This is a genomic window from Pararhizobium sp. PWRC1-1, from assembly GCF_049897905.1.
Lineage (GTDB): Bacteria > Pseudomonadota > Alphaproteobacteria > Rhizobiales > Rhizobiaceae > Pararhizobium.
Genome location: NZ_JAFCXE010000027.1, coordinates 69,073 through 87,409 on the forward strand (window position 1 = coordinate 69,073; position 18,337 = coordinate 87,409).

20 protein-coding genes and 2 tRNA genes are annotated in these 18,337 nt (G+C 58.0%); 14 read left to right on the forward strand and 8 right to left on the reverse strand.

The features are described 5' to 3' along the window. Nucleotides 1–118 precede the first annotated feature (118 nt). Complete coding sequence (locus ACP7E0_RS29645) at nt 119–259, reverse strand: hypothetical protein (RefSeq protein ID WP_426130324.1); 141 nt, start codon at nt 257–259, stop codon at nt 119–121. Between the two features lie 357 nt (nt 260–616). On the opposite strand from ACP7E0_RS29645, the gene coaD reads away from it, so the two are divergent. The 5 genes from coaD to tgt all read left to right on the forward strand — a co-directional run bounded on the left by coaD (nt 617) and on the right by tgt (nt 4,554). Then, nucleotides 617–1,111: a pantetheine-phosphate adenylyltransferase gene (gene coaD, locus ACP7E0_RS29650; protein WP_426130326.1), complete on the forward strand. Its 495-nt coding sequence runs from the start codon at nt 617–619 to the stop codon at nt 1,109–1,111. A 29-nt stretch (nt 1,112–1,140) separates the two neighbouring features. Continuing rightward, nucleotides 1,141–1,710: a peptidylprolyl isomerase gene (locus tag ACP7E0_RS29655; protein ID WP_426130328.1), complete on the forward strand. Its 570-nt coding sequence runs from the start codon at nt 1,141–1,143 to the stop codon at nt 1,708–1,710. Between the two features lie 42 nt (nt 1,711–1,752). Then, nucleotides 1,753–2,262, forward strand: a complete 510-nt coding sequence (locus ACP7E0_RS29660; protein WP_113243679.1) for a peptidylprolyl isomerase — start codon at nt 1,753–1,755, stop codon at nt 2,260–2,262. 79 nt (nt 2,263–2,341) lie between these two features. Continuing rightward, a complete protein-coding gene (gene queA / locus ACP7E0_RS29665; RefSeq protein ID WP_426130330.1) occupies nt 2,342–3,427 on the forward strand; it encodes a tRNA preQ1(34) S-adenosylmethionine ribosyltransferase-isomerase QueA in 1,086 nt (361 codons plus the stop codon). Next, entirely contained in the window at nt 3,424–4,554 is a 1,131-nt protein-coding gene (gene tgt / locus ACP7E0_RS29670) for a tRNA guanosine(34) transglycosylase Tgt (protein WP_426130332.1), read from the forward strand. Before queA ends, tgt begins: the two co-directional genes overlap by 4 nt. A gap of 12 nt (nt 4,555–4,566) precedes the next feature. On the opposite strand, the gene ACP7E0_RS29675 is transcribed toward tgt, so the two are convergent. From ACP7E0_RS29675 to ACP7E0_RS29685, 3 genes are all read right to left on the reverse strand, one after another. Then, complete coding sequence (locus ACP7E0_RS29675) at nt 4,567–4,986, reverse strand: DUF4864 domain-containing protein (protein WP_426130334.1); 420 nt, start codon at nt 4,984–4,986, stop codon at nt 4,567–4,569. A 417-nt stretch (nt 4,987–5,403) separates the two neighbouring features. Further along, nucleotides 5,404–5,477, reverse strand: a tRNA-Cys gene (locus tag ACP7E0_RS29680). Between the two features lie 694 nt (nt 5,478–6,171). Then, nucleotides 6,172–6,390, reverse strand: coding sequence for a hypothetical protein (locus ACP7E0_RS29685; protein ID WP_426130336.1), 219 nt, complete (start codon nt 6,388–6,390; stop codon nt 6,172–6,174). 345 nt (nt 6,391–6,735) lie between these two features. Between ACP7E0_RS29685 and ACP7E0_RS29690 the strand changes: the two genes are divergently transcribed. Next, nucleotides 6,736–6,882 (forward strand): hypothetical protein, encoded by a 147-nt coding sequence (locus tag ACP7E0_RS29690; RefSeq protein WP_426130338.1) that lies wholly within the window; start codon nt 6,736–6,738, stop codon nt 6,880–6,882. Between the two features lie 103 nt (nt 6,883–6,985). Here the strand turns inward: ACP7E0_RS29690 and ACP7E0_RS29695 are convergent, their stop codons facing one another. The 3 genes from ACP7E0_RS29695 to ACP7E0_RS29705 all read right to left on the reverse strand — a co-directional run bounded on the left by ACP7E0_RS29695 (nt 6,986) and on the right by ACP7E0_RS29705 (nt 8,834). Further along, nucleotides 6,986–7,831 (reverse strand): Hint domain-containing protein, encoded by an 846-nt coding sequence (locus ACP7E0_RS29695; RefSeq protein WP_426130340.1) that lies wholly within the window; start codon nt 7,829–7,831, stop codon nt 6,986–6,988. 384 nt (nt 7,832–8,215) lie between these two features. Then, nucleotides 8,216–8,503, reverse strand: coding sequence for a hypothetical protein (locus ACP7E0_RS29700; protein WP_426130342.1), 288 nt, complete (start codon nt 8,501–8,503; stop codon nt 8,216–8,218). Between the two features lie 241 nt (nt 8,504–8,744). Then, nucleotides 8,745–8,834: transfer RNA gene (locus tag ACP7E0_RS29705), tRNA-Ser, on the reverse strand. A 253-nt stretch (nt 8,835–9,087) separates the two neighbouring features. Between ACP7E0_RS29705 and ACP7E0_RS29710 the strand changes: the two genes are divergently transcribed. The 8 genes from ACP7E0_RS29710 to ACP7E0_RS29745 all read left to right on the forward strand — a co-directional run bounded on the left by ACP7E0_RS29710 (nt 9,088) and on the right by ACP7E0_RS29745 (nt 17,109). Further along, nucleotides 9,088–9,348 carry a hypothetical protein gene (locus ACP7E0_RS29710; RefSeq protein WP_426130343.1) on the forward strand — a complete coding sequence of 87 codons (261 nt, stop codon included), beginning with the start codon at nt 9,088–9,090 and terminating at the stop codon, nt 9,346–9,348. 266 nt (nt 9,349–9,614) lie between these two features. Next, nucleotides 9,615–10,649: a septal ring lytic transglycosylase RlpA family protein gene (locus ACP7E0_RS29715; protein WP_426130345.1), complete on the forward strand. Its 1,035-nt coding sequence runs from the start codon at nt 9,615–9,617 to the stop codon at nt 10,647–10,649. Nucleotides 10,650–10,717: 68 nt separating this feature from the next. Then, nucleotides 10,718–11,872, forward strand: coding sequence for a D-alanyl-D-alanine carboxypeptidase family protein (locus ACP7E0_RS29720; RefSeq protein ID WP_426130347.1), 1,155 nt, complete (start codon nt 10,718–10,720; stop codon nt 11,870–11,872). A gap of 165 nt (nt 11,873–12,037) precedes the next feature. Further along, nucleotides 12,038–12,736 (forward strand): dTMP kinase, encoded by a 699-nt coding sequence (tmk, locus tag ACP7E0_RS29725; protein WP_426130349.1) that lies wholly within the window; start codon nt 12,038–12,040, stop codon nt 12,734–12,736. Then, nucleotides 12,733–13,776 (forward strand): DNA polymerase III subunit delta', encoded by a 1,044-nt coding sequence (locus tag ACP7E0_RS29730; protein ID WP_426130351.1) that lies wholly within the window; start codon nt 12,733–12,735, stop codon nt 13,774–13,776. The genes tmk and ACP7E0_RS29730 overlap by 4 nt, the downstream gene beginning before the upstream one ends. Nucleotides 13,777–13,937: 161 nt before the next feature. Continuing rightward, nucleotides 13,938–15,488, forward strand: coding sequence for a methionine--tRNA ligase (metG, locus tag ACP7E0_RS29735; protein WP_426130353.1), 1,551 nt, complete (start codon nt 13,938–13,940; stop codon nt 15,486–15,488). Between the two features lie 12 nt (nt 15,489–15,500). Continuing rightward, nucleotides 15,501–16,280 (forward strand): TatD family hydrolase, encoded by a 780-nt coding sequence (locus ACP7E0_RS29740; protein WP_426130355.1) that lies wholly within the window; start codon nt 15,501–15,503, stop codon nt 16,278–16,280. 1 nt (nt 16,281) lies between these two features. After that, nucleotides 16,282–17,109 carry an MBL fold metallo-hydrolase gene (locus ACP7E0_RS29745; RefSeq protein WP_426130357.1) on the forward strand — a complete coding sequence of 276 codons (828 nt, stop codon included), beginning with the start codon at nt 16,282–16,284 and terminating at the stop codon, nt 17,107–17,109. Between the two features lie 6 nt (nt 17,110–17,115). Here the strand turns inward: ACP7E0_RS29745 and ACP7E0_RS29750 are convergent, their stop codons facing one another. Further along, nucleotides 17,116–18,069: a phosphoribosylaminoimidazolesuccinocarboxamide synthase gene (locus tag ACP7E0_RS29750; RefSeq protein WP_426130359.1), complete on the reverse strand. Its 954-nt coding sequence runs from the start codon at nt 18,067–18,069 to the stop codon at nt 17,116–17,118. Between the last annotated feature and the right edge of the window lie 268 nt (nt 18,070–18,337).

The window sequence follows — 18,337 nt, forward strand, 5'->3', positions numbered from 1 at the left end:
ATTTTGATCGGCTATCGTTGGGATGATCAACGCAAAGAAAAACCGGACTGGCAGGGGAACCGTCCGGTTTTCATGTCAGCCGGCACTGGAGGTTGCCGCTGGGGAAACTTTAAACATGTCAGACGCTAAAACCGCCGGTGTCTCGGCTGATCGCCTTCATCGCGCTTCTGTCGCGCTGAAGTTGGAAAATGGTTTTGGCGAAATCGACCAGGAACACGATACTAATCACTGCCGATATGATCATCATTGTGATGGCCATCGCAGATCATCCTCTATTTGAACAAATGATTGCGGTTGAGACCAGACCGGTCCATGCGCGCTTCGTTTCTGATCGCGTTTGCCGTTGCAAAAAGCATGACAAAAAACATGGTCATCGACAGAAGAATAAGTGCCATAGCGGTGATCCTTTCAGCCAATAAACGGCCGTAACTGGAAAAAGTTCCGTTCTCTACTTCCGGAATACAAAATCGTCCTTGAAACAACCTTGAACGCAGCATTCATTTAGCATTCATGCCGACCGGATGCTGTTCCTGAGGGAACACGGGGAGCGGCAAGCGAGCTCCCTTGCGATTGACCGCAGTCCGTGACAAAAGGCTTCAAAACGGAAACAGGCGCGATGCTCACTGCTTTTTATCCCGGCTCCTTCGACCCGATGACGAATGGTCACCTCGACGTGTTGGTACAGGCGCTGAACGTGGCGCCAACGGTCATCGTTGCGATCGGTATCCATCCCGGCAAGACGCCGCTGTTTTCCTTCGAAGAGCGTGCGGCCCTCATCGCCCAGTCGCTACGGGAATTCCTTCCGGAAAGAGCCGGCGATATCTCGGTTGTTTCTTTTGACAATCTGGTGGTCGATGCGGCGCGAAAACATGGTGCATCGCTTTTGGTGCGCGGCCTGCGCGACGGTACTGATCTCGACTATGAGATGCAGATGGCGGGCATGAACCGGCAGATGGCGCCGGATATCCAGACCCTGTTTCTTCCTGCCGGCACGGCATCGCGGCCCATTACCGCCACATTGGTTCGCCAGATCGCTGCCATGGGCGGTGATGTCAGCGCCTTCGTACCCAAGGCCGTTCACCAGGCCCTGAACGCAAAACGCAAATCCTGACGTTTTCCTTTATTTCCACGGGAGCTAACATGAAAATTCTCCAACTCGCTTTCGCAGGCGCCGTTGTCCTCGCATCCCTGACCAGCACTGCCTTTGCCCAGGCCAAGGAATACATCACCATCACGCTGAAGGACGGCCCGGTCGTCATCGAGTTGATGCCGGACGTCGCGCCCAAGCATGTTGCGCGCATCAAGGAACTGGCCGCAGCCGGCGACTACAACAATGTTGCGTTCCACCGCGTCATCCCGGGCTTCATGGCCCAAACCGGTGACGTCCAATACGGCAACATGGAAAAAGACTTCAAGGGCGACATGGCCGGCATGGGCGGTTCGTCGAAGCCGAATGTCGAGGCTGAATTTTCCAAGGTTCCGTTTGAGCGTGGCACAGTCGGCATGGCCCGCAGCCAGGACCCGAACTCTGCCAATTCGCAGTTCTTCATCATGTTCGCACCCGGCGATTTCCTGAACGGCCAGTACACGGTCGTCGGCAAGGTCGTCGAAGGCATAGACAATGTCGACAAGATCAAGAAGGGCGACGAAGCCAATAATGGTTCCGTCACCGATCCCGACCGCATGATCAGCGTCAAGGTCGGCAAGTAACACACGTTTTAAAACGCCCGCTTTAACAACAAGGAGAAGGCCATGACAGAGATCAAGGATCCTGAAAACACCATCATCATGGAAACCACCAAGGGGCAGGTGATCATCCAGCTTCTGCCGGACCTGGCACCGGGCCACGTTGCCCGCATCAAGGAACTGTGCGCCGAAGGCGCCTATGATGGCGTCGTCTTCCACCGCGTCATCGACGACTTCATGGCGCAGACCGGCGACGTGCAGTATGGCAAGACGGGCGGCAAGGATTTCAATCCGGCCCGCGCCGGCATGGGCGGCTCCGAAAAGCCGGACCTCAAGGCCGAATTCTCCAACATGAGCCATGTGCGTGGCACGTGCTCGATGGCGCGTAGCCAGATGCCGAATTCTGCCAATTCGCAGTTCTTCATCTGCTTCACCGACAGCCCATGGCTGAACAAGCAGTATTCGGTTTGGGGCCAGGTCATTTCCGGCATGGACAATATCGACAAGATCAAGAAGGGCGAGCCCGTCAAGGATCCCGACAGCATCGTGTCGATGAAACTTGCCGCCAACGCCTAATTCAGGCTATTGCCAAAACCCGTCCCGGATCGCCTTCAAAAGGCGCCGGGGCGGGTTTGCCGTTTAAAGAAGATTTTTCATGCGCGTAGATCTGTTCGATTTCGATCTCCCCGAAGACAATATTGCGCTGCGGCCCGCAAGTCCGCGCGACAGTGCGCGTCTGCTCGTGGTGCAGCCACAGGACAGCATTGAGCTGTCCGATCGCAGCGTCATGGACCTGCCATCGTTCCTGCGTCCGGGCGATGCCCTCGTTTTCAACGATACAAAAGTCATTCCCGCCCAATTGGAGGGGCTGCGGCGGCGCGGCGAGGACGTGGTCACCCAAGTGTCGCTGACGCTCCACATGCGCGTTGCGGCAGATCGCTGGAAGGCGTTTGCGCGCCCGGCCAAACGCCTCAAGCCCGGCGACCGCATTGAATTCGGCCATGGCTCCAAGACCTGTCTGATAGGCGCGCTGGACGCGACCGTCGAGGAAAAGGGCGAGGCGGGCGAGGTGACCCTGCGGTTCGATCTCTCCGGCCCGGCGCTGGACGAGGCGATCCTTGCCGTCGGCCACATCCCTTTGCCGCCCTATATCGCTTCCAAGCGCCCGGATGACGAGCAGGACCGCACGGACTACCAGACAGTCTACGCCCGCGAACACGGTGCCGTAGCGGCACCCACCGCCGGTCTGCATTTCACCGACCGCCTGTTCGAAGCGCTGGATGCGCTTGGCGTCGAGCGCCATTTTGTTACCCTGCATGTGGGTGCTGGAACCTTTCTGCCGATGAAGGTCGATGACACCGACGATCACGTCATGCACCAGGAGATCGGCCATGTCAGCGCCGAGGTGGCTGAGCGCCTGAACGCGGCTCGGGCGAGGGGCGGGCGCATCGTCTGCGTCGGCACCACGTCGCTGCGGCTGATCGAAAGTGCGGCCGAGGAGAATGGCGACATCCATCCTTGGTCCGGCCCGACCGGCATTTTCATCACGCCCGGCTACCGTTTCCGCGCGGTTGATATGCTGATGACCAATTTTCACCTGCCGAAATCGACGCTGTTCATGCTCGTCTCGGCGTTCAGTGGCCTTGAGACGATGCGCCGGGCCTACGCTCATGCGATCGACACCGGCTACCGTTTCTATTCCTACGGCGATTCAAGCCTGCTTTTCCGGGATGCAACATGACCGAGACTTTTCAGTTCAACATCACTGCAACCGACGGCAAGGCGCGTCGCGGCACGGTATCGATGCCGCGCGGGGAAATCCGCACGCCGGCGTTCATGCCGGTGGGAACCGTCGGCACGGTCAAGGCGATGTATCTCGATCAGGTCCGCGATCTCGGCGCCGACATCATCCTCGGCAATACCTATCACCTGATGCTTCGCCCCGGTCCGGAGCGGGTGGCGCGTCTTGGCGGTCTTCACGAGCTGATCCGCTGGCCCTATCCGATCCTGACTGACAGCGGCGGTTTTCAGGTCATGTCGCTCGCTGGCCTGCGCAAGCTTGACGAGAAGGGCGTGACCTTCAAGAGCCATGTCGATGGTGCCCTGCATTATATGTCGCCCGAACGCTCGATCGAAATCCAGGGCATGCTCGACAGTGATATCCAGATGCAGCTCGACGAATGTGTGAGGCTTCCTGCAGAACCTACTGATATTGAACGCGCAATGGAAATGTCTCTACGCTGGGCAGACCGCTGCAAGACCGCTTTTGGCAACCAGCAGGGCAAGGCAATGTTCGGCATCGTCCAGGGCGGCGATGTGCCGGCGCTGCGTGTTCGCTCGGCCCAGGCTCTGTCCGGGCTCGATCTCAAAGGCTACGCGATCGGCGGCCTCGCCGTCGGCGAACCGCAGGCGGTGATGCTCGACATGCTCGACATCACATGCCCGGAACTGCCGGTCGAAAAGCCGCGGTACCTGATGGGGGTCGGCACACCAGACGATATTCTGAAATCCGTGGCACGGGGCATCGACATGTTCGACTGCGTCATGCCGACCCGCGCTGGCCGTCACGGTCTGGCTTTCACCCGGCGCGGGCGGGTCAATCTGCGCAACGCCCGTCATGCCGAAGATATCAGGCCGCTGGATGATCAGTCCACATGCCCGGCAGCACGCGACTATTCGCGCGCCTACCTGCATCACCTCGTCCGTGCCGACGAGAGCCTGGGCGGCATGCTTTTGACCTGGAACAACCTCGCCTACTACCAGGACCTGATGGCCGGCATTCGCAAGGCGATCGAAGAGGGCCGCTATGCCGCCTTCATGGAGGAGACGCAGGAAGAGTGGGCGCGCGGCGATCTGGCGCCGGTCTGAGCAGCGCTGTGGTCAAATTTCGGGGCCGGGGGCCTGCTGCAGCATCTGTACGCCATTGATCTTGTAGCTGCCGTCCGGTTGCTTGACGAGAAAATACAGCGCCGTCCAATCCTTGCCGCCAGGTGCGGAGATCAGCACCTCTTGCACTATAGCGTCGCCCTCGACCTTGCTGCGGCCGAAGGCGAAATTTCCGGGGCGGTAAACCGGCGTATAGCCGCGCTTGACCATCTCGAAGAAGATGCTCTTGTCCGGAAATTTTTGCCTGATCTGCGGAGAGGCAAAGGAATAGGCCGTCTCCGCGTCATCGTTGAGAAAGGCCTCGATCTGGTTCTGGATGATCGACTGGGCGGTATCGACGGGTTCTGCCGATGAAGCCAGCGGGGCAGACAATAGAATGGCAACAAGTACGCAGGCTCTGAGCGTCCGGATCATTCCTCATCTCCTTGCTGGGCATCAGAATAAATATGATACGCATATCGAGGGGAAATGGTTTCTGATGTTGATTCAATAAATACTATTTTATAAATTCAATGATTTAAGTGATTTTTTTAAGGTAGAATAGAGAAGATTTCTGCGTGAGGCCGGGCTTTCGCCGGTTTGCCCCCGAACCTATATCCCGAACAGGTCCATCATTCTGCCCCAGATCATGACCGAGATCGGCATATCGCATTGAAACGCATTGGCTTGATGCCGGTCACGGGAAGGTCGATCCGGGCGGATTGCCGCCCTTCAGCAACAAGCCAGCTGTTTGCCCATGGCCGTCTCCAGCGCATCGATCAAGCGTGTCGGCGTTCTTAGGTTTTTGCAAGAGTTGGGATTGCAAGATCCTGCTGGTGAAGCAAGGGAATTTGGAGGCCTCGCCCGGAATTGAACCGGGGTGCAAGGATTTGCAGTCCTCTGCGTCACCACTCCGCCACGAGGCCTCACGAGTTCTAATAATTGAACCGTGGCGGCGGTTTAGAATGATCCTAGAGAAATCGCAAGAGGCAATTTCCGAAAAACATTTCCAGTGATTTCCGAGGCGATAGTTCCAGGCTGTTTTTTCCCCGCCGGCCTCCTGCGTTCGAAAAAAAACAGTGGCATGCCGGGCTCAACCTCAATCCCAGAAAATTGCTTGCCCGGTTTGGTACTGATGTCGGCCAGCGGCACCATCGATATGGCTTGGGCGATATGGCTCGGGGAACCGGGTTCTCCGCTCGATCTTATTTCCCGGCTGGGCATGGATTGCGATCAGACTGCAGAACGGCACGCTACAGACAACGACCAATGTGTTGACACCGCCAAGGCTGTCGATGCCTGAGGAACCCACGATATCAGCCGTATGACGGTACCCGCGGCCAATGCGCGGGACCGCATTAGACTGCAGCCAACAACGGTTTTCGCGATACAGCGGGGCAGGGCCTGCCTGTCCTGTTTTATGTTTCGGGAAACTTCAACGGCTTGGCTCAGGCCAAGTGGTTTTATGGCGCGGCTATGCAATCCAGCACAGTTTGTGCTGCGCCTGATCTTGAACAATCTCAAAGTGCTTCACGCATGCCATGTAGCCAGCAACGACACTGCCGCTCATGAATAAAAGCCGCATATTGTCTCGCTTGGTCAACTAAAGCCCGATGTCGGTCAATGATAATAGAAACATGCGCAATCGGCCTTGATTTCATCAGCCGCATTCCAGACGCGAACCGCCAGCTTCTTGGCTGCACCGGTTTCGTCCAGCCGTAAACCGAGAAGCGACACCGCCGCAAGCTTCGGATTGACCGCATCGATCTCGATCGTCGATCCAACTTGATGGACACCCTGCTTGGGCGTCCATGTGAAAAACTGCACGCTGTAATGCATTGCGTTCTCCTTCCCATGCTGGGCGGCACCGTTGGCGCAGGAAACGCTTCTAAAGACAGAGCAATAGCGTCCCAGCCGGGGCTCAAAACCCGCAGACGGAAGGATAACATATTCGCGGCCGGATGAAATGGTTTCATTCGGTCCGTCCCAAATTGTGCACAGCACCCGTCTGCTGCATCATCTGACTGATGGTGAGGCAGATATCGGATCGGCAAGAGTCACTGCGGTTACAGTATTTCATTGTTCAATGCGAAATACTCTGTTCACCAAATGTCGTCTTCAAAAACAGAACGAAGAACGCAATATTGGCTACAAGACGTAACATCGGGTGCAAGGATAAAGCAGATGAACAGAGATCCCCTGTTTCGCATTGGTGATTTCGCAATTTGGTCGGCTATTCTCGGTGGCGTGATCGGCTATCAGGTGTGGACGCATGCCTCTGAACCGGCTCTTACCACCGTCGTCTCGGCCATTGGCCAAATGGCAGGCTGACGGCCACTTTCCGTTCGATACGCGAACGGCTTTAAAGTAGGTTCTACCGCAACAGCACTGATACATCACGGGAGATTATTCTTTTAGCAACATCGCTGCGGCCCTAACGGATCATTGTCGCTGCGCGCGCGGCGATTTTGTCATAGGCATCCGGTTCCGGTTCAAGCCCAGGGAAAACCCGGCTGACGCCCAGACGTAGAAGTGCTTTCAGGTGTTTTCGACCTCCCATACCGGCAAATCGCGCAAACGGTATCATCGCCGGCCGGGCAGCGTGGTTGGGGTAGAGGCGTGCAAATTCCGCGAAGTTGGTAAAACTCTCGTGGTTGTCTTTCCTCATAAGGAAGGTTTCCGCAGGCGCGCCCTCGGCAAGGATAACCTCGTGCGTATCCACAACGATATGGAAATACTCGATCATATCGCTGTTTGCAGGAGGAGACGGCGCAATCGACAGACCGTTGACCAAATCCTTCACCCGGATCAGAACGCCATCGATCAGCAAGGCATGGCCGGGTGAAAGATAGAGATCCCGGTGCGGCGTTGTCTGGTCGAGCGCATGGCGTGCCACGCGGATCGGTACGATACTGGCGTCCCAGGCAAGCGTGCTCCGTTTGTAAACATGACGGCCGATCCATTTGATTTGCACGGGCTTGCCGCGCACGGTCTCGACACGGTCACCGATTTGAAGGTTCTCGATGCAGATCTCGCCGCGCGGCGTGGATATCAAAGTTCCACCCAGAAAACACATCGGTTGTCCTCCGGGAGAATGCCCGCCGTTACCGCCATCCTTCTTCCGCCACCGCCTGCCCATGGCTTGGGCTAGCGTGGGGGGAATGATGGAGGCAGCGGCGGCCCCGATCACTGCAACCTTTGCGCCGGTGGCGGCAGCCAGGCCGAGAAAGTGACGCCGCGCCTCATTGGGCGGCAAATGTTGCTCTTTGCGTGACGGCATGGTTCGCTCCTTCTTAACGCTAAACCGGAGATACAAGAATATTCCTTCCCGGCCGGTGCGGCCACCGATGCAACAGGCTATCGCAACTGTACTTTTGGAGTAGGCGTTACGCCCCTTGTGCCAGCAAAAATGCAGCGAGCTTGAGTTGGTATTCCTCGTGCGGCCGGGTTCCGTTTTGGGGAAATCACTCTGCGTCCAGAATCCGTTGAAAGCCACTATCCTCCACGCAGCAACAGCGGCCGTTGGGGAGAAGTGACCGTCGCTGCATGCAAAAGGTCTTGCTGCAGAAATCGCAAATTTCGGGTTCTACAGGGCAGACGATGGAGTGGAAAAAGTGCCGGTGCGTCTACGCTGGGGCCGCACAGATATGGAACGAGACTGGAGCTAATTCTGTTCGTCTTTGCTTGGAATGTGATTTTCCATCTCTTTTGCGTAGAGAATCAGAAGGGCGCCAAGCTCCTTGGCGGCGTTCGGGGACATTGCTGTCTGGAGCTGATGGGGCGAACGGTCAGTATCCTTGAACATATCCCATTCCCATTTGGAGACGGCATAGCCGATGCGCAGCACAATATGATAGGGTTCGCCCACAGCCACCCCCCATTCCAGAAGGGTATAAGCCTTCAGTTTGTTGCCGGTATCCACCTCCCATTTAGACATATCGTTTTCGCTCACGATACGGACCTCCCGTCAATGCTTCCATCAAGTCCTCTGCAACAAAAATCTAAATGAAAACGGCCGCAGACGCGCCTACCTTTAAGGCGTAGCCGCCCATAGCCCAGATGTCATAAACGTTCTTCAACTGAGATCGAACGGTCATCTCTCTGCCTGCTAAGGGCTGAGACGGTACTGCCAGGACATAGGTCCGCCGGACAGTTTATGCTTCGCTATGCCTCGGCAATGGACAGATGGCAAATGGCGGAAGAGGTGGGATTCGAACCCACGGTACGGTCTCCCGCACGCCGGTTTTCAAGACCGGTTCCTTAAACCACTCGGACACTCTTCCTGATGACGGGCATTGTGGTGATACCGGTTTGGCGGGCGGTGGTTTTCCCGTGCAAATATGCGGACATCAGCCTGTCACGGCTCGCTTTATAGCCTGCCGATTGCGAACGTCAACCGGGTCTGCAGCAGACTGGCCTGGTTGCAACAGGCAAGGAATTGAAACAACCATCGGCGCGGCTGCGGCGCGGCGGCGCGCGCCCGGAACGAAACATGCGCTATCCGGTTCTCCCCACTCTGTAATGGATTGTGCGGAGATGACCATGTTCAATAAACTTCAGATCGTGAACATAATCGTTTTGGGCCTCGTTTTTTCGGCTGGTTCACCAGCCATCGCCGCCCTTCAGGCGCACGACGGCTATATGCGGGACGTGGCCGCGGTTCCGGTCACGGACAGCCAAAAGATGAACGGTGCCGTCTGCAGGCCGCCTGAGCCTCAGTATTTTTCCACATTTATTCGCGACATCGATGGCACCATCGTCGGTATTCGCTACGACATCGTCGAATATATCTGCTAGAAGAACGTATTCGTCTACTTTGCCCATTCATTACCTGCGCTTTAAAGCGTCTTTCGATCGTATCCGGCAATATCCGCGCGGCGCGACATTAACTATTCGTAAACCATAATCCCAATTGTTTCATTCCGGCACGGTTAACCATTCGCATTTTCGCCACGTTGTTGTCATGATTAATCGACTGTTACGTTTCGTGACGCCGGTACTTTCGCGGAGGCAAATGCGGGAAGGTGCTGCGCACAGGTTTTGCGAATGGCGATGTGGGGCACATGACTTCCAATCTGACTGCGGCTTTTTTCTTGAAGGGATTGCGCGTTGCCGCCGTTCCGATGCTCTGCGTCGGGCTGACCGCATGCGGCTCAACAAGCAGCGTCAAGAACGGCAAGCCACGCAGCAAGGAGTATTTTGCCGAGTCGATTTATGGCGTGAAGGCCAGTCCGCGCGTTGTAGACGAGGGTAAAGCCGTTCCCAAGGGCGGCGGCCGCTATCAGGTCGGCAAGGCCTATCAGGTCAAGGGCAAGTGGTATCAGCCGAAAGAAGATTTCGGTTATAACAAAACCGGCATGTCGTCCTGGTACGGCTCCGCCTTTCATGGCCGTCTGACGGCGAACGGCGAAGTCTACGACAAGTATCACCTGTCGGCTGCTCACCCGACATTCCCGCTGCCGAGCTATGCCCGCGTTACCAACCTTGAGAACGGTACATCCGTTGTGGTCCGGGTCAATGATCGCGGCCCTTATGAATATGGCCGTATCATCGACGTCTCTTCCAAGACGGCCGACTTCCTCGACATGAAGCGCAAGGGCAGTGCCCAGGTTCGCGTGCAATATATCGGCAAGGCTCCGCTTGAGGGCAACGACATGCCTTATCTGATGGCCTCCTACGTCAAGAAGGGCGATCGCACCCCGAACGCATTCCCCGAAGGCCAGATCGCCACGGGTGTCATGGTCGCGTCGAACGAACCGCTACGCAAGCAGGCAGGTAATCTCGGCACGCTGACCATCCCGTCCAAATCGAACCTGGACACGGGCGTGCCGGTGACGGCGCTTGCCGAAGCTGAAACGCCGCGCGCGTCATCGGCAGGGCTCGATGCTTTCGTCATGCTGCCGGAGATCGGCCCGATCCCGCGCGAGCGGCCGGAATATATCCCAATGCCCAATGGCAACATGGCCTATGCGGCGGCCTATGCCGAAGCGCGTGTCAGCGATTCCAAGACGGCTTTCGATGCCATTCTCGGCGACCCGAACCCGCTAACGCCGGATTCGATCGTCGAATATGCCAAGCGCAAGAGCGTCGCGCGCTAATCCCGATCCTTCGCGATTGATCCCCGGTGGGCCGGCTGCTATTGCCGGAGAAGGCGCCGGAGTTTGGAATGCATATACGACTGGTCTTGGTTTTCATGTCTCTTGTCTTGATTGTCTGGGCGCCCATGGCTGCGCAGGCGCAGGCTTTTGAGACCAAAGCGAAGCACGTTTACCTGATCGATGCCGAAACAGGCACGGTTCTGTTCGCCAAGGACGAAAATGCCGCCGTTCCACCGGCATCGCTTGCCAAGCTGATGACCATGGACGTCGTCTTCGATGCGATCGGCAAGAATGAACTGACGCTCGATACCGAATTTCCCGTCTCCGAACATGCGTGGCGAACAGGCGGCGCCCCATCGGGTACATCGACGATGTTTGCGGCGCTGAAATCGCGCGTCCGGGTTGTAGATCTGATCCAAGGCGTCACCGTCCAGCTTGCCAATGACGCCTGCATCATTCTGGCCGAGGGTATGACCGGCAGCGAGGAGGCCTTTGCCAAGCGCATGACCGACCGCGCCCGTGAACTCGGGCTGACCGGCTCGGTCTTTCGCAACGCCACCGGTCTACCCGATCCCCAAAACAAGACGACCATGCGCGACATGGCACTGCTTGCGCAGCACATCCAGGCCAACTACCCCGACCTGTTCAAATACTATTCCCAGACCGAATTCGAATGGAACAAGATCCTCCAGCGAAACCGTACGCCGTTGATCTCGGCCAATATCGGCGTCGATGGGTTTGCGACCGGATTTGCCGAGGGGTTTGGCTTTGGCATGGTTGCCACCATGCAGAAAGACGGAAGGCGCGTTTTTTTGGCGCTGGGCGGCCTTGCGACCGACAAGGAACGCGTCGAGGAGACGCGCAAGATCCTCGACTGGTCAATGACGGCCTTTGAAAGAAAGAGGTTGTTTGAAGCCGGAGATGGCGTCGGCGAGGCGAGCGTCTACGGCGGCGCGGTATCGCATGTTCAGCTCGTCACCGCGAATGCTGTCGATGTGCTTGTGCCGGTGAACAATCCAGAGCGCCTTTCGGCCAAGGTGATCTATCGTTGGCCACTGGCTATGCCGGTCGAGGCTGGCAAACAGGCAGGCACGCTGAAGATCTGGAGCGGCGAGCGGCTGTTGCGCGAGGTGCCGGTGGAAACCAATGCTGCCGTAGGGCAGGGCACACTCTCCAGCAGGGCAGTAGATGCGCTGCAGGAGCTCTTGTTTTTCTGGCTCTGATGAAATGACGCGGCAAGCGGTTTCGCGGCCGGGCACAATCAGTTAAACAGGCCCTGCGTCGCGCATCGCCCGGCCATCGGCATTGATGGTTGAGGTTGCTGCACACAGACGGGATGCTCCGCACTGTGCGGACGTTCCATTGAAAATGATCTACGGGAATCTGCAGTGTCAGTCGGAACAGGCTTATTTGTTACATTCGAAGGCGGCGAGGGGGCTGGAAAATCAACCCAGATTCGCCTGCTGGCCGATGCCTTGCGCGAGCGTGGCCACACTGTCCTAACGACGCGCGAGCCCGGTGGTTCGCCGGGTGCGGAAGCCGTGCGGCATGTACTCTTATCCGGCGCCGCCCAGGAATTCGGCGTGCGCATGGAGGCAATCCTGTTTGCTGCGGCCCGCAGCGATCATGTCGAGGAAGTCATCCGGCCAGCGCTCTTGAAAGGCACTGTCGTCATCTGCGACCGCTTCATGGACTCCTCTCGCGTCTACCAGGGCGTTACCGGCAACCTGGAGCCGAGTTTCATCGAGGCGCTGGAGCGCGTTGCGATCAACGGGGTCGCTCCGGATTGCACGATCGTTTTCGACCTCCCGGCAGCTCTCGGTCTTGAGCGCGTACGGCGAAGGGCAGGGGCTGCGGAGGTTCTGACGGGCCAGGAAGTTGAACTCGACCGTTTCGAGAAGGAAGAACTCGAAACCCATGAAAAGCGCCGCGAGGCCTTTCTTGATATCGCGAGTGCCGACCCCAGGCGCTGTCATGTGGTCGATGCATCTGGCTCGGCCAGCGACATTGCCGCGCATGTGCTTTCGATCATCGAACCCATGCTGGCCGGATTGGGTAACGGACCGGATACGGAAGCAGCACAATGAGCACCGACAGGTTTGACGTTCTCGACGGCGCCATTTCTCCGGCCGAAAACATGCGTCTTTTCGGCCATCAGGAGGCCGAGCATTTTCTGGCGCAAAGCTACCGGTCGGGGAAGGGGCATCACGCCATCCTAATCGAAGGGCCGGAAGGCATCGGCAAGGCGACGCTTGCCTTCCGCTTTGCCAATCATGTGCTGACGCATCCCGATCCGGCGCAGGCACCGGCGGAACTTGGCGATCCAGTCCCGAATTCGATCGTCAGCCGGCAAATCGCCTCCGGCGCCTCCCATAACCTGTTGCACCTGACGCGCCCGGTCGATGACAAGACCGGCAAGGTCAAAAGCGCCATCACCGTCGATGAAGTGCGCCGGGCCGGAAAATTCTTTTCGCAGACATCCGGCACGGGCAACTGGCGGATCGTCATCGTCGATCCGGCTGATGACCTCAACCGCAACGCTGCCAACGCGATCTTGAAAATCCTCGAGGAGCCGCCGAAGCGCTCGCTGTTCCTGGTCTTGACCCATGCGCCGGGCAAGCTTTTGCCGACCATCCGTTCGCGCTGCCTGCCGCTGCAGCTGAAGCCGCTGGCGCCGGACGCAATGCGCAACGCCATGAACAATCTGGGTTTCGATATATCCGGGCCGGATGGACAAAAGGTGCTGACATCGGCAGATGGCAGCGTTTCTGAGGCCTTGAAGCTGATCAATTACGGCGGTCTCGACATCATGGCGACGTTCGAGGCCATTCTGGCCGGGCAGGATCCGGGCATCCGCAAGGACATGCACAAGCTTGCCGATGTGCTGGCCGGAAAAGACAGCGAAACGATTTTCGCGTTCTTCATGGCGCTGGTGACAGGCCATATGATGGGCGAGGCGCGCCGCGCCGCCCATTCCGGCGATCTCGACAGGGCTGACCGGTTTGCGTGTCTTTCGAGCAGCGTGACCGAGCGGATTACCGTGGCGCAGGCTTACAACCTCGATCGCAAACAAACGGTCTTGTCGATTCTGGATGATCTCAGGACAGCGTCGCGCGCGATGGCCTGAATTTTCCACTCTGCTTCAGTGTGGTATCACTATCGGTATGGTTTTACACAGGCGCGGCGCGGTAGCAGGTCGCCGCTTTTCTAGGCGTGAACTGTTTCATCCCGCCGTTGGATGCGCTAATAGCCAGACACCCAAGATCAGACACAGGCCGAAACCCGATCATGACCGACACGTCTCCATTCTACATCACGACCGCGATCTCCTATCCGAATGGCAAGCCGCATATCGGTCATGCCTACGAGTTGATCGCGACCGATGCGGTGGCGCGCTACCAGCGGCTGGAGGGGCGCGAGGTTCTGTTTCTGACGGGAACCGACGAACACGGCCAGAAGATGCAGCAGACGGCGCGCAAGGAAGGCATCAGCCCGCAGGAACTGGCTGACCGCAACTCGGCCGAATTCCAGAGCATGGCCGTTCTGCTGAATGCCTCTAACGACGATTTCATCCGCACGACGGAACCGCGTCACCATGAGGCCGTCAAGAACATCTGGAACCGCATGGGCGAGGCGGGTGATCTCTACAAGGACAGCTATTCCGGCTGGTACTCGGTGCGCGACGAGGCCTATTATCAGGAGGGCGAAACGGAAGTGCGTGCCGATGGCGTCCGCTACGGGCCGCAGGGCTCTCCGGTCGAGTGGGTGGAAGAAGCCAGCTACTTTTTCAAGCTCTCCGCCTATCAGGACAGGCTGCTGCAATACTACGAGGAAAACCCGGACTTCATCGGTCCGGCCGAGCGCCGCAACGAAGTGATTTCCTTCGTGAAATCCGGCCTGCGTGACCTGTCGATGTCGCGTACCACATTCGACTGGGGCATTCCGGTTCCCAACGATCCAAGCCATGTCATGTATGTCTGGGTCGATGCCCTGACCAATTACATCACCGCGACCGGTTACCTGACTGATCCGGAAGGCCCGCGTGCGAAATTCTGGCCGGCCGATATCCACATGATCGGCAAGGACATCATCCGCTTCCATGCGGTATACTGGCCAGCCTTCCTGATGTCGGCCGGCCTGCCGCTACCGAAGAAGGTGTTTGCCCACGGCTTCCTGCTCAACAAGGGCGAGAAGATGTCGAAGTCGCTCGGCAACGTCGTTGATCCCGTCAATCTGGTCGAGCATTTCGGTCTCGATCCGATCCGCTATTTCTTCCTGCGCGAAGTCTCTTTCGGCCAGGACGGCAGCTATAGCGAGGAGGGGATCGCCACCCGCATCAATTCCGATCTCGCCAATGGCATCGGCAATCTGGCAAGCCGCTCGCTGTCGATGATCGTCAAGAACTGCGACGGGCAGATCCCGGAATGTGGCGCGCTGAACGACGAAGACAAGGCGATGCTGGCGGCGGCCGATGCGCTGCATGCCTCGACCTGCGACGACATGAACGCACTGATGATCCACCGGGCGCTTGCCTCGATCATCGCCGTTGTATCCGAAGCCGACCGCTATTTCGCCAGCCAGGAACCCTGGGCGTTGAAGAAGACCGACCCGGCGCGCATGGCGACCGTTCTCTATGTCACGGCGGATGTCGTGCGCCAGATCGCCATCCTGCTGCAGCCTTTCATGCCGGAATCGTCTGCAAAACTGCTCGATCTCGTGGCTGTCCCAGCCGACAAGCGAGATTTTGCCTCTCTCGGTGAGGCCGGGCGCCTGATTGCCGGAACGGGGCTGGAAGCACCGAAACCGGTTTTCCCGCGTTACGTTCCGCCGGAAGCTTAAGGACAGCTCGCGATGCTGATCGATACCCATTGCCATCTGGATTTTCCGGATTTCGAGATCGAGCGTGACGCAATCATCGAGCGCGCGCGCGCGGCCGGCGTCGGCCAGATGATCACCATCTCGACGCGCGTGAAGAAATTCGACACGATCCTGGCCATTGCGGAAAACTACGCCAACGTCTTCTGCTCGGTCGGCACGCATCCGCACAATGCCGATGAGGAATTGGATATCGAGACGGACGATCTGGTGCGCCTGTCGGCGCACCCGAAGGTCGTCGCCATCGGCGAAGCCGGGCTCGATTATTTTTATGACAATGCGCCACGCGACGCCCAGGTGATCGGCCTGCGCCGCCACATTTCAGCGGCCCGGAAAACCCAGTTGCCGCTGGTCATCCACAGCCGCTCGGCCGATGACGACATGGCCGCAATCCTGACTGAGGAAACGGGGAAGGGGGCCTTCCCTTTCCTTCTCCACTGTTTCTCATCCGGCCCGGAACTGGCAAAGATCGGCATTGATCTCGGCGGCTATATCTCGTTTTCCGGCATCCTGACCTTTCCGAAATCGGAGGAACTGCGCGAGATCGCCAAGACGGTTCCACACGACCGGATGATCGTCGAAACAGATGCGCCGTATCTGGCGCCCAAACCGTTCCGCGGTAAGCGCAACGAGCCGGCCTATGTGGCGCATACCGCACAGGTTCTAGCCGAGACGATCGGCGTTTCGACGGACGAGATTGCGGCGATCACTACTGGAAACGCTTTTCGCGTGTTTTCTAAAATGCCGAGACTGTGAGATGGCGGTGAGGCGGGTCTTCACCATTCTCGGCTGCGGCTCGTCTCCGGGCGTGCCGCGCATCAATGGCGACTGGGGCGCCTGCGATCCCACCAATCCGAAAAACCGCCGCAGCCGCGCTGCCTTGCTGATCGAGCAGACCGGCGATGACGGAGGCACGACCACCGTCGTCATCGATACCGGGCCCGATTTTCGCGAGCAGATGATCGCCGCCAAGGTCAAGAATATCGACGCCGTGTTCTATTCACATCCGCATGCCGACCATATTCACGGCATCGACGATCTGCGCGGCTATGTTCAATACACCGGCAGACGCATGCCGATCTGGGCCGATGCGCTGACGATGGAGCGTATCCGCGAAGGGTTTCGCTACTGCCTGGAGACACCGGAGGGCAGCGGCTATCCGCCGATCGTCGAGGCAAGGATCATCGATCCGTCGCTATCGCCAGTCACGATCAGCGGCGCCGGAGGAACGATCGTGCTGCAGCCAGTGTTGCAGCACCATGGCAGCATCATGTCGATGGGCTTTCGTATCGGCGATTTTGCCTATTGCAGCGATGTCAGCGATTTCCCGGAAGAGACCATCGGCAAGCTGACCGGGCTGGACATGCTGGTGATCGACACGCTGCAATACAAGTTCCATCCGAGCCACCTGTCGCTGGAACAATCGCTCGGCTGGATCGCGCGCTTTTCGCCCAAGCGCGCCGTGCTCACCCACATGCACACACCGCTCGACTACGAGACGGTGATGCGCGAGACGCCGGACCATATCGAGCCGGCCTACGACGGGATGCGGATCGAGTTCGACGTAACCGATGAGCCCAGTTGAAACCGTTCAGCTGAAATATGGCTGCAGATTTGCCCGTATGCGGTCGAGAACGGTGGCGCCGGAAAGATCGGCGACGAAACGCTTGCCGGTGATCGTCTCAAAGGCCTCGATATAGACTTTTGATGTCTGCTCGACGAGATCGGCCGGAATTTCCGGAATCGGGTCCTTGTAGGGATCGCAGCGTTCAGTCACCCAGGCGCGAACGAAATCCTTGTCGAAGCTCTTCGGCCGCGTACCCGAGGCAAAGCTCTGTGCATAGCTCTCGGTGATCCAGTAGCGGCTGCTGTCCGGCGTATGAATCTCGTCGGCAAGCACGATGCGGCCGTCCTTGTCGGTGCCGAACTCATACTTCGTATCAACGAGAATGAGGCCGCGTTCGGCAGCACGTTCCTGGCCGCGGATAAACAGCGCCAGCGCATAGCGCGAGACGGTTTCCCATTGTTCGGCCGTCAATAGCTTTTGAGAGAGGATTTCATCGGCCGAGAGCGGCTCGTCATGGCCACCGTCAAAAGCCTTGCTGGTCGGCGTAATGATCGCCTGCGGTAGTTTCTCGTTGTCCTTCAGGCCGTCCAGCAAGCGGATGCCATACATATCGCGTTCGCCATTGCGGTATTTGGTCAGGATCGACGTGCTGGTGGTGCCGGCGAGATAACCGCGCACGACAATCTCGACCGGCAGGATATCGAGCCGCGTGCCGATGACGACATTGGGGTCCGGATAGGACACGACATGGTTCGGACAGATATCGGCGGTTTCCTCGAACCAGTACCGGGCCGTCTGCGTCAGAACCTGCCCCTTGAACGGGATCGCGGTCAGAATGACATCGAACGCGCTCAGCCGGTCGGTGGCGATGATGATACGGTTGCCATCCGGCAGATCGTAATTGTCGCGCACCTTGCCATTGTAGCGTCCTGGCAATTCAGGAATGAAAGCATCTGAAAGAATGCGAAAATCGCTCATCGGGTCCGGTCTTTCGCTGACGGTGGGAGACCGGTATCGCTTAAGCCGTGGGACTGGGTGAGGTCAAGCCGCGGGATCGGAGGATTATGGGCGACGGGGTCGTTTCGCATATCATTTAGTTCCATAATCTATCTTATGTGATTCAAATTTGTAGCCGCAAAGTTAGAATGTCCTAATTCGGCAAAGTTAGAATGTCACACTCCCCGGGTCTGATTGACGTCTGGGAGATTGCAGATGGGATTGATTGCGATGAGCGAGCGTGATCTGC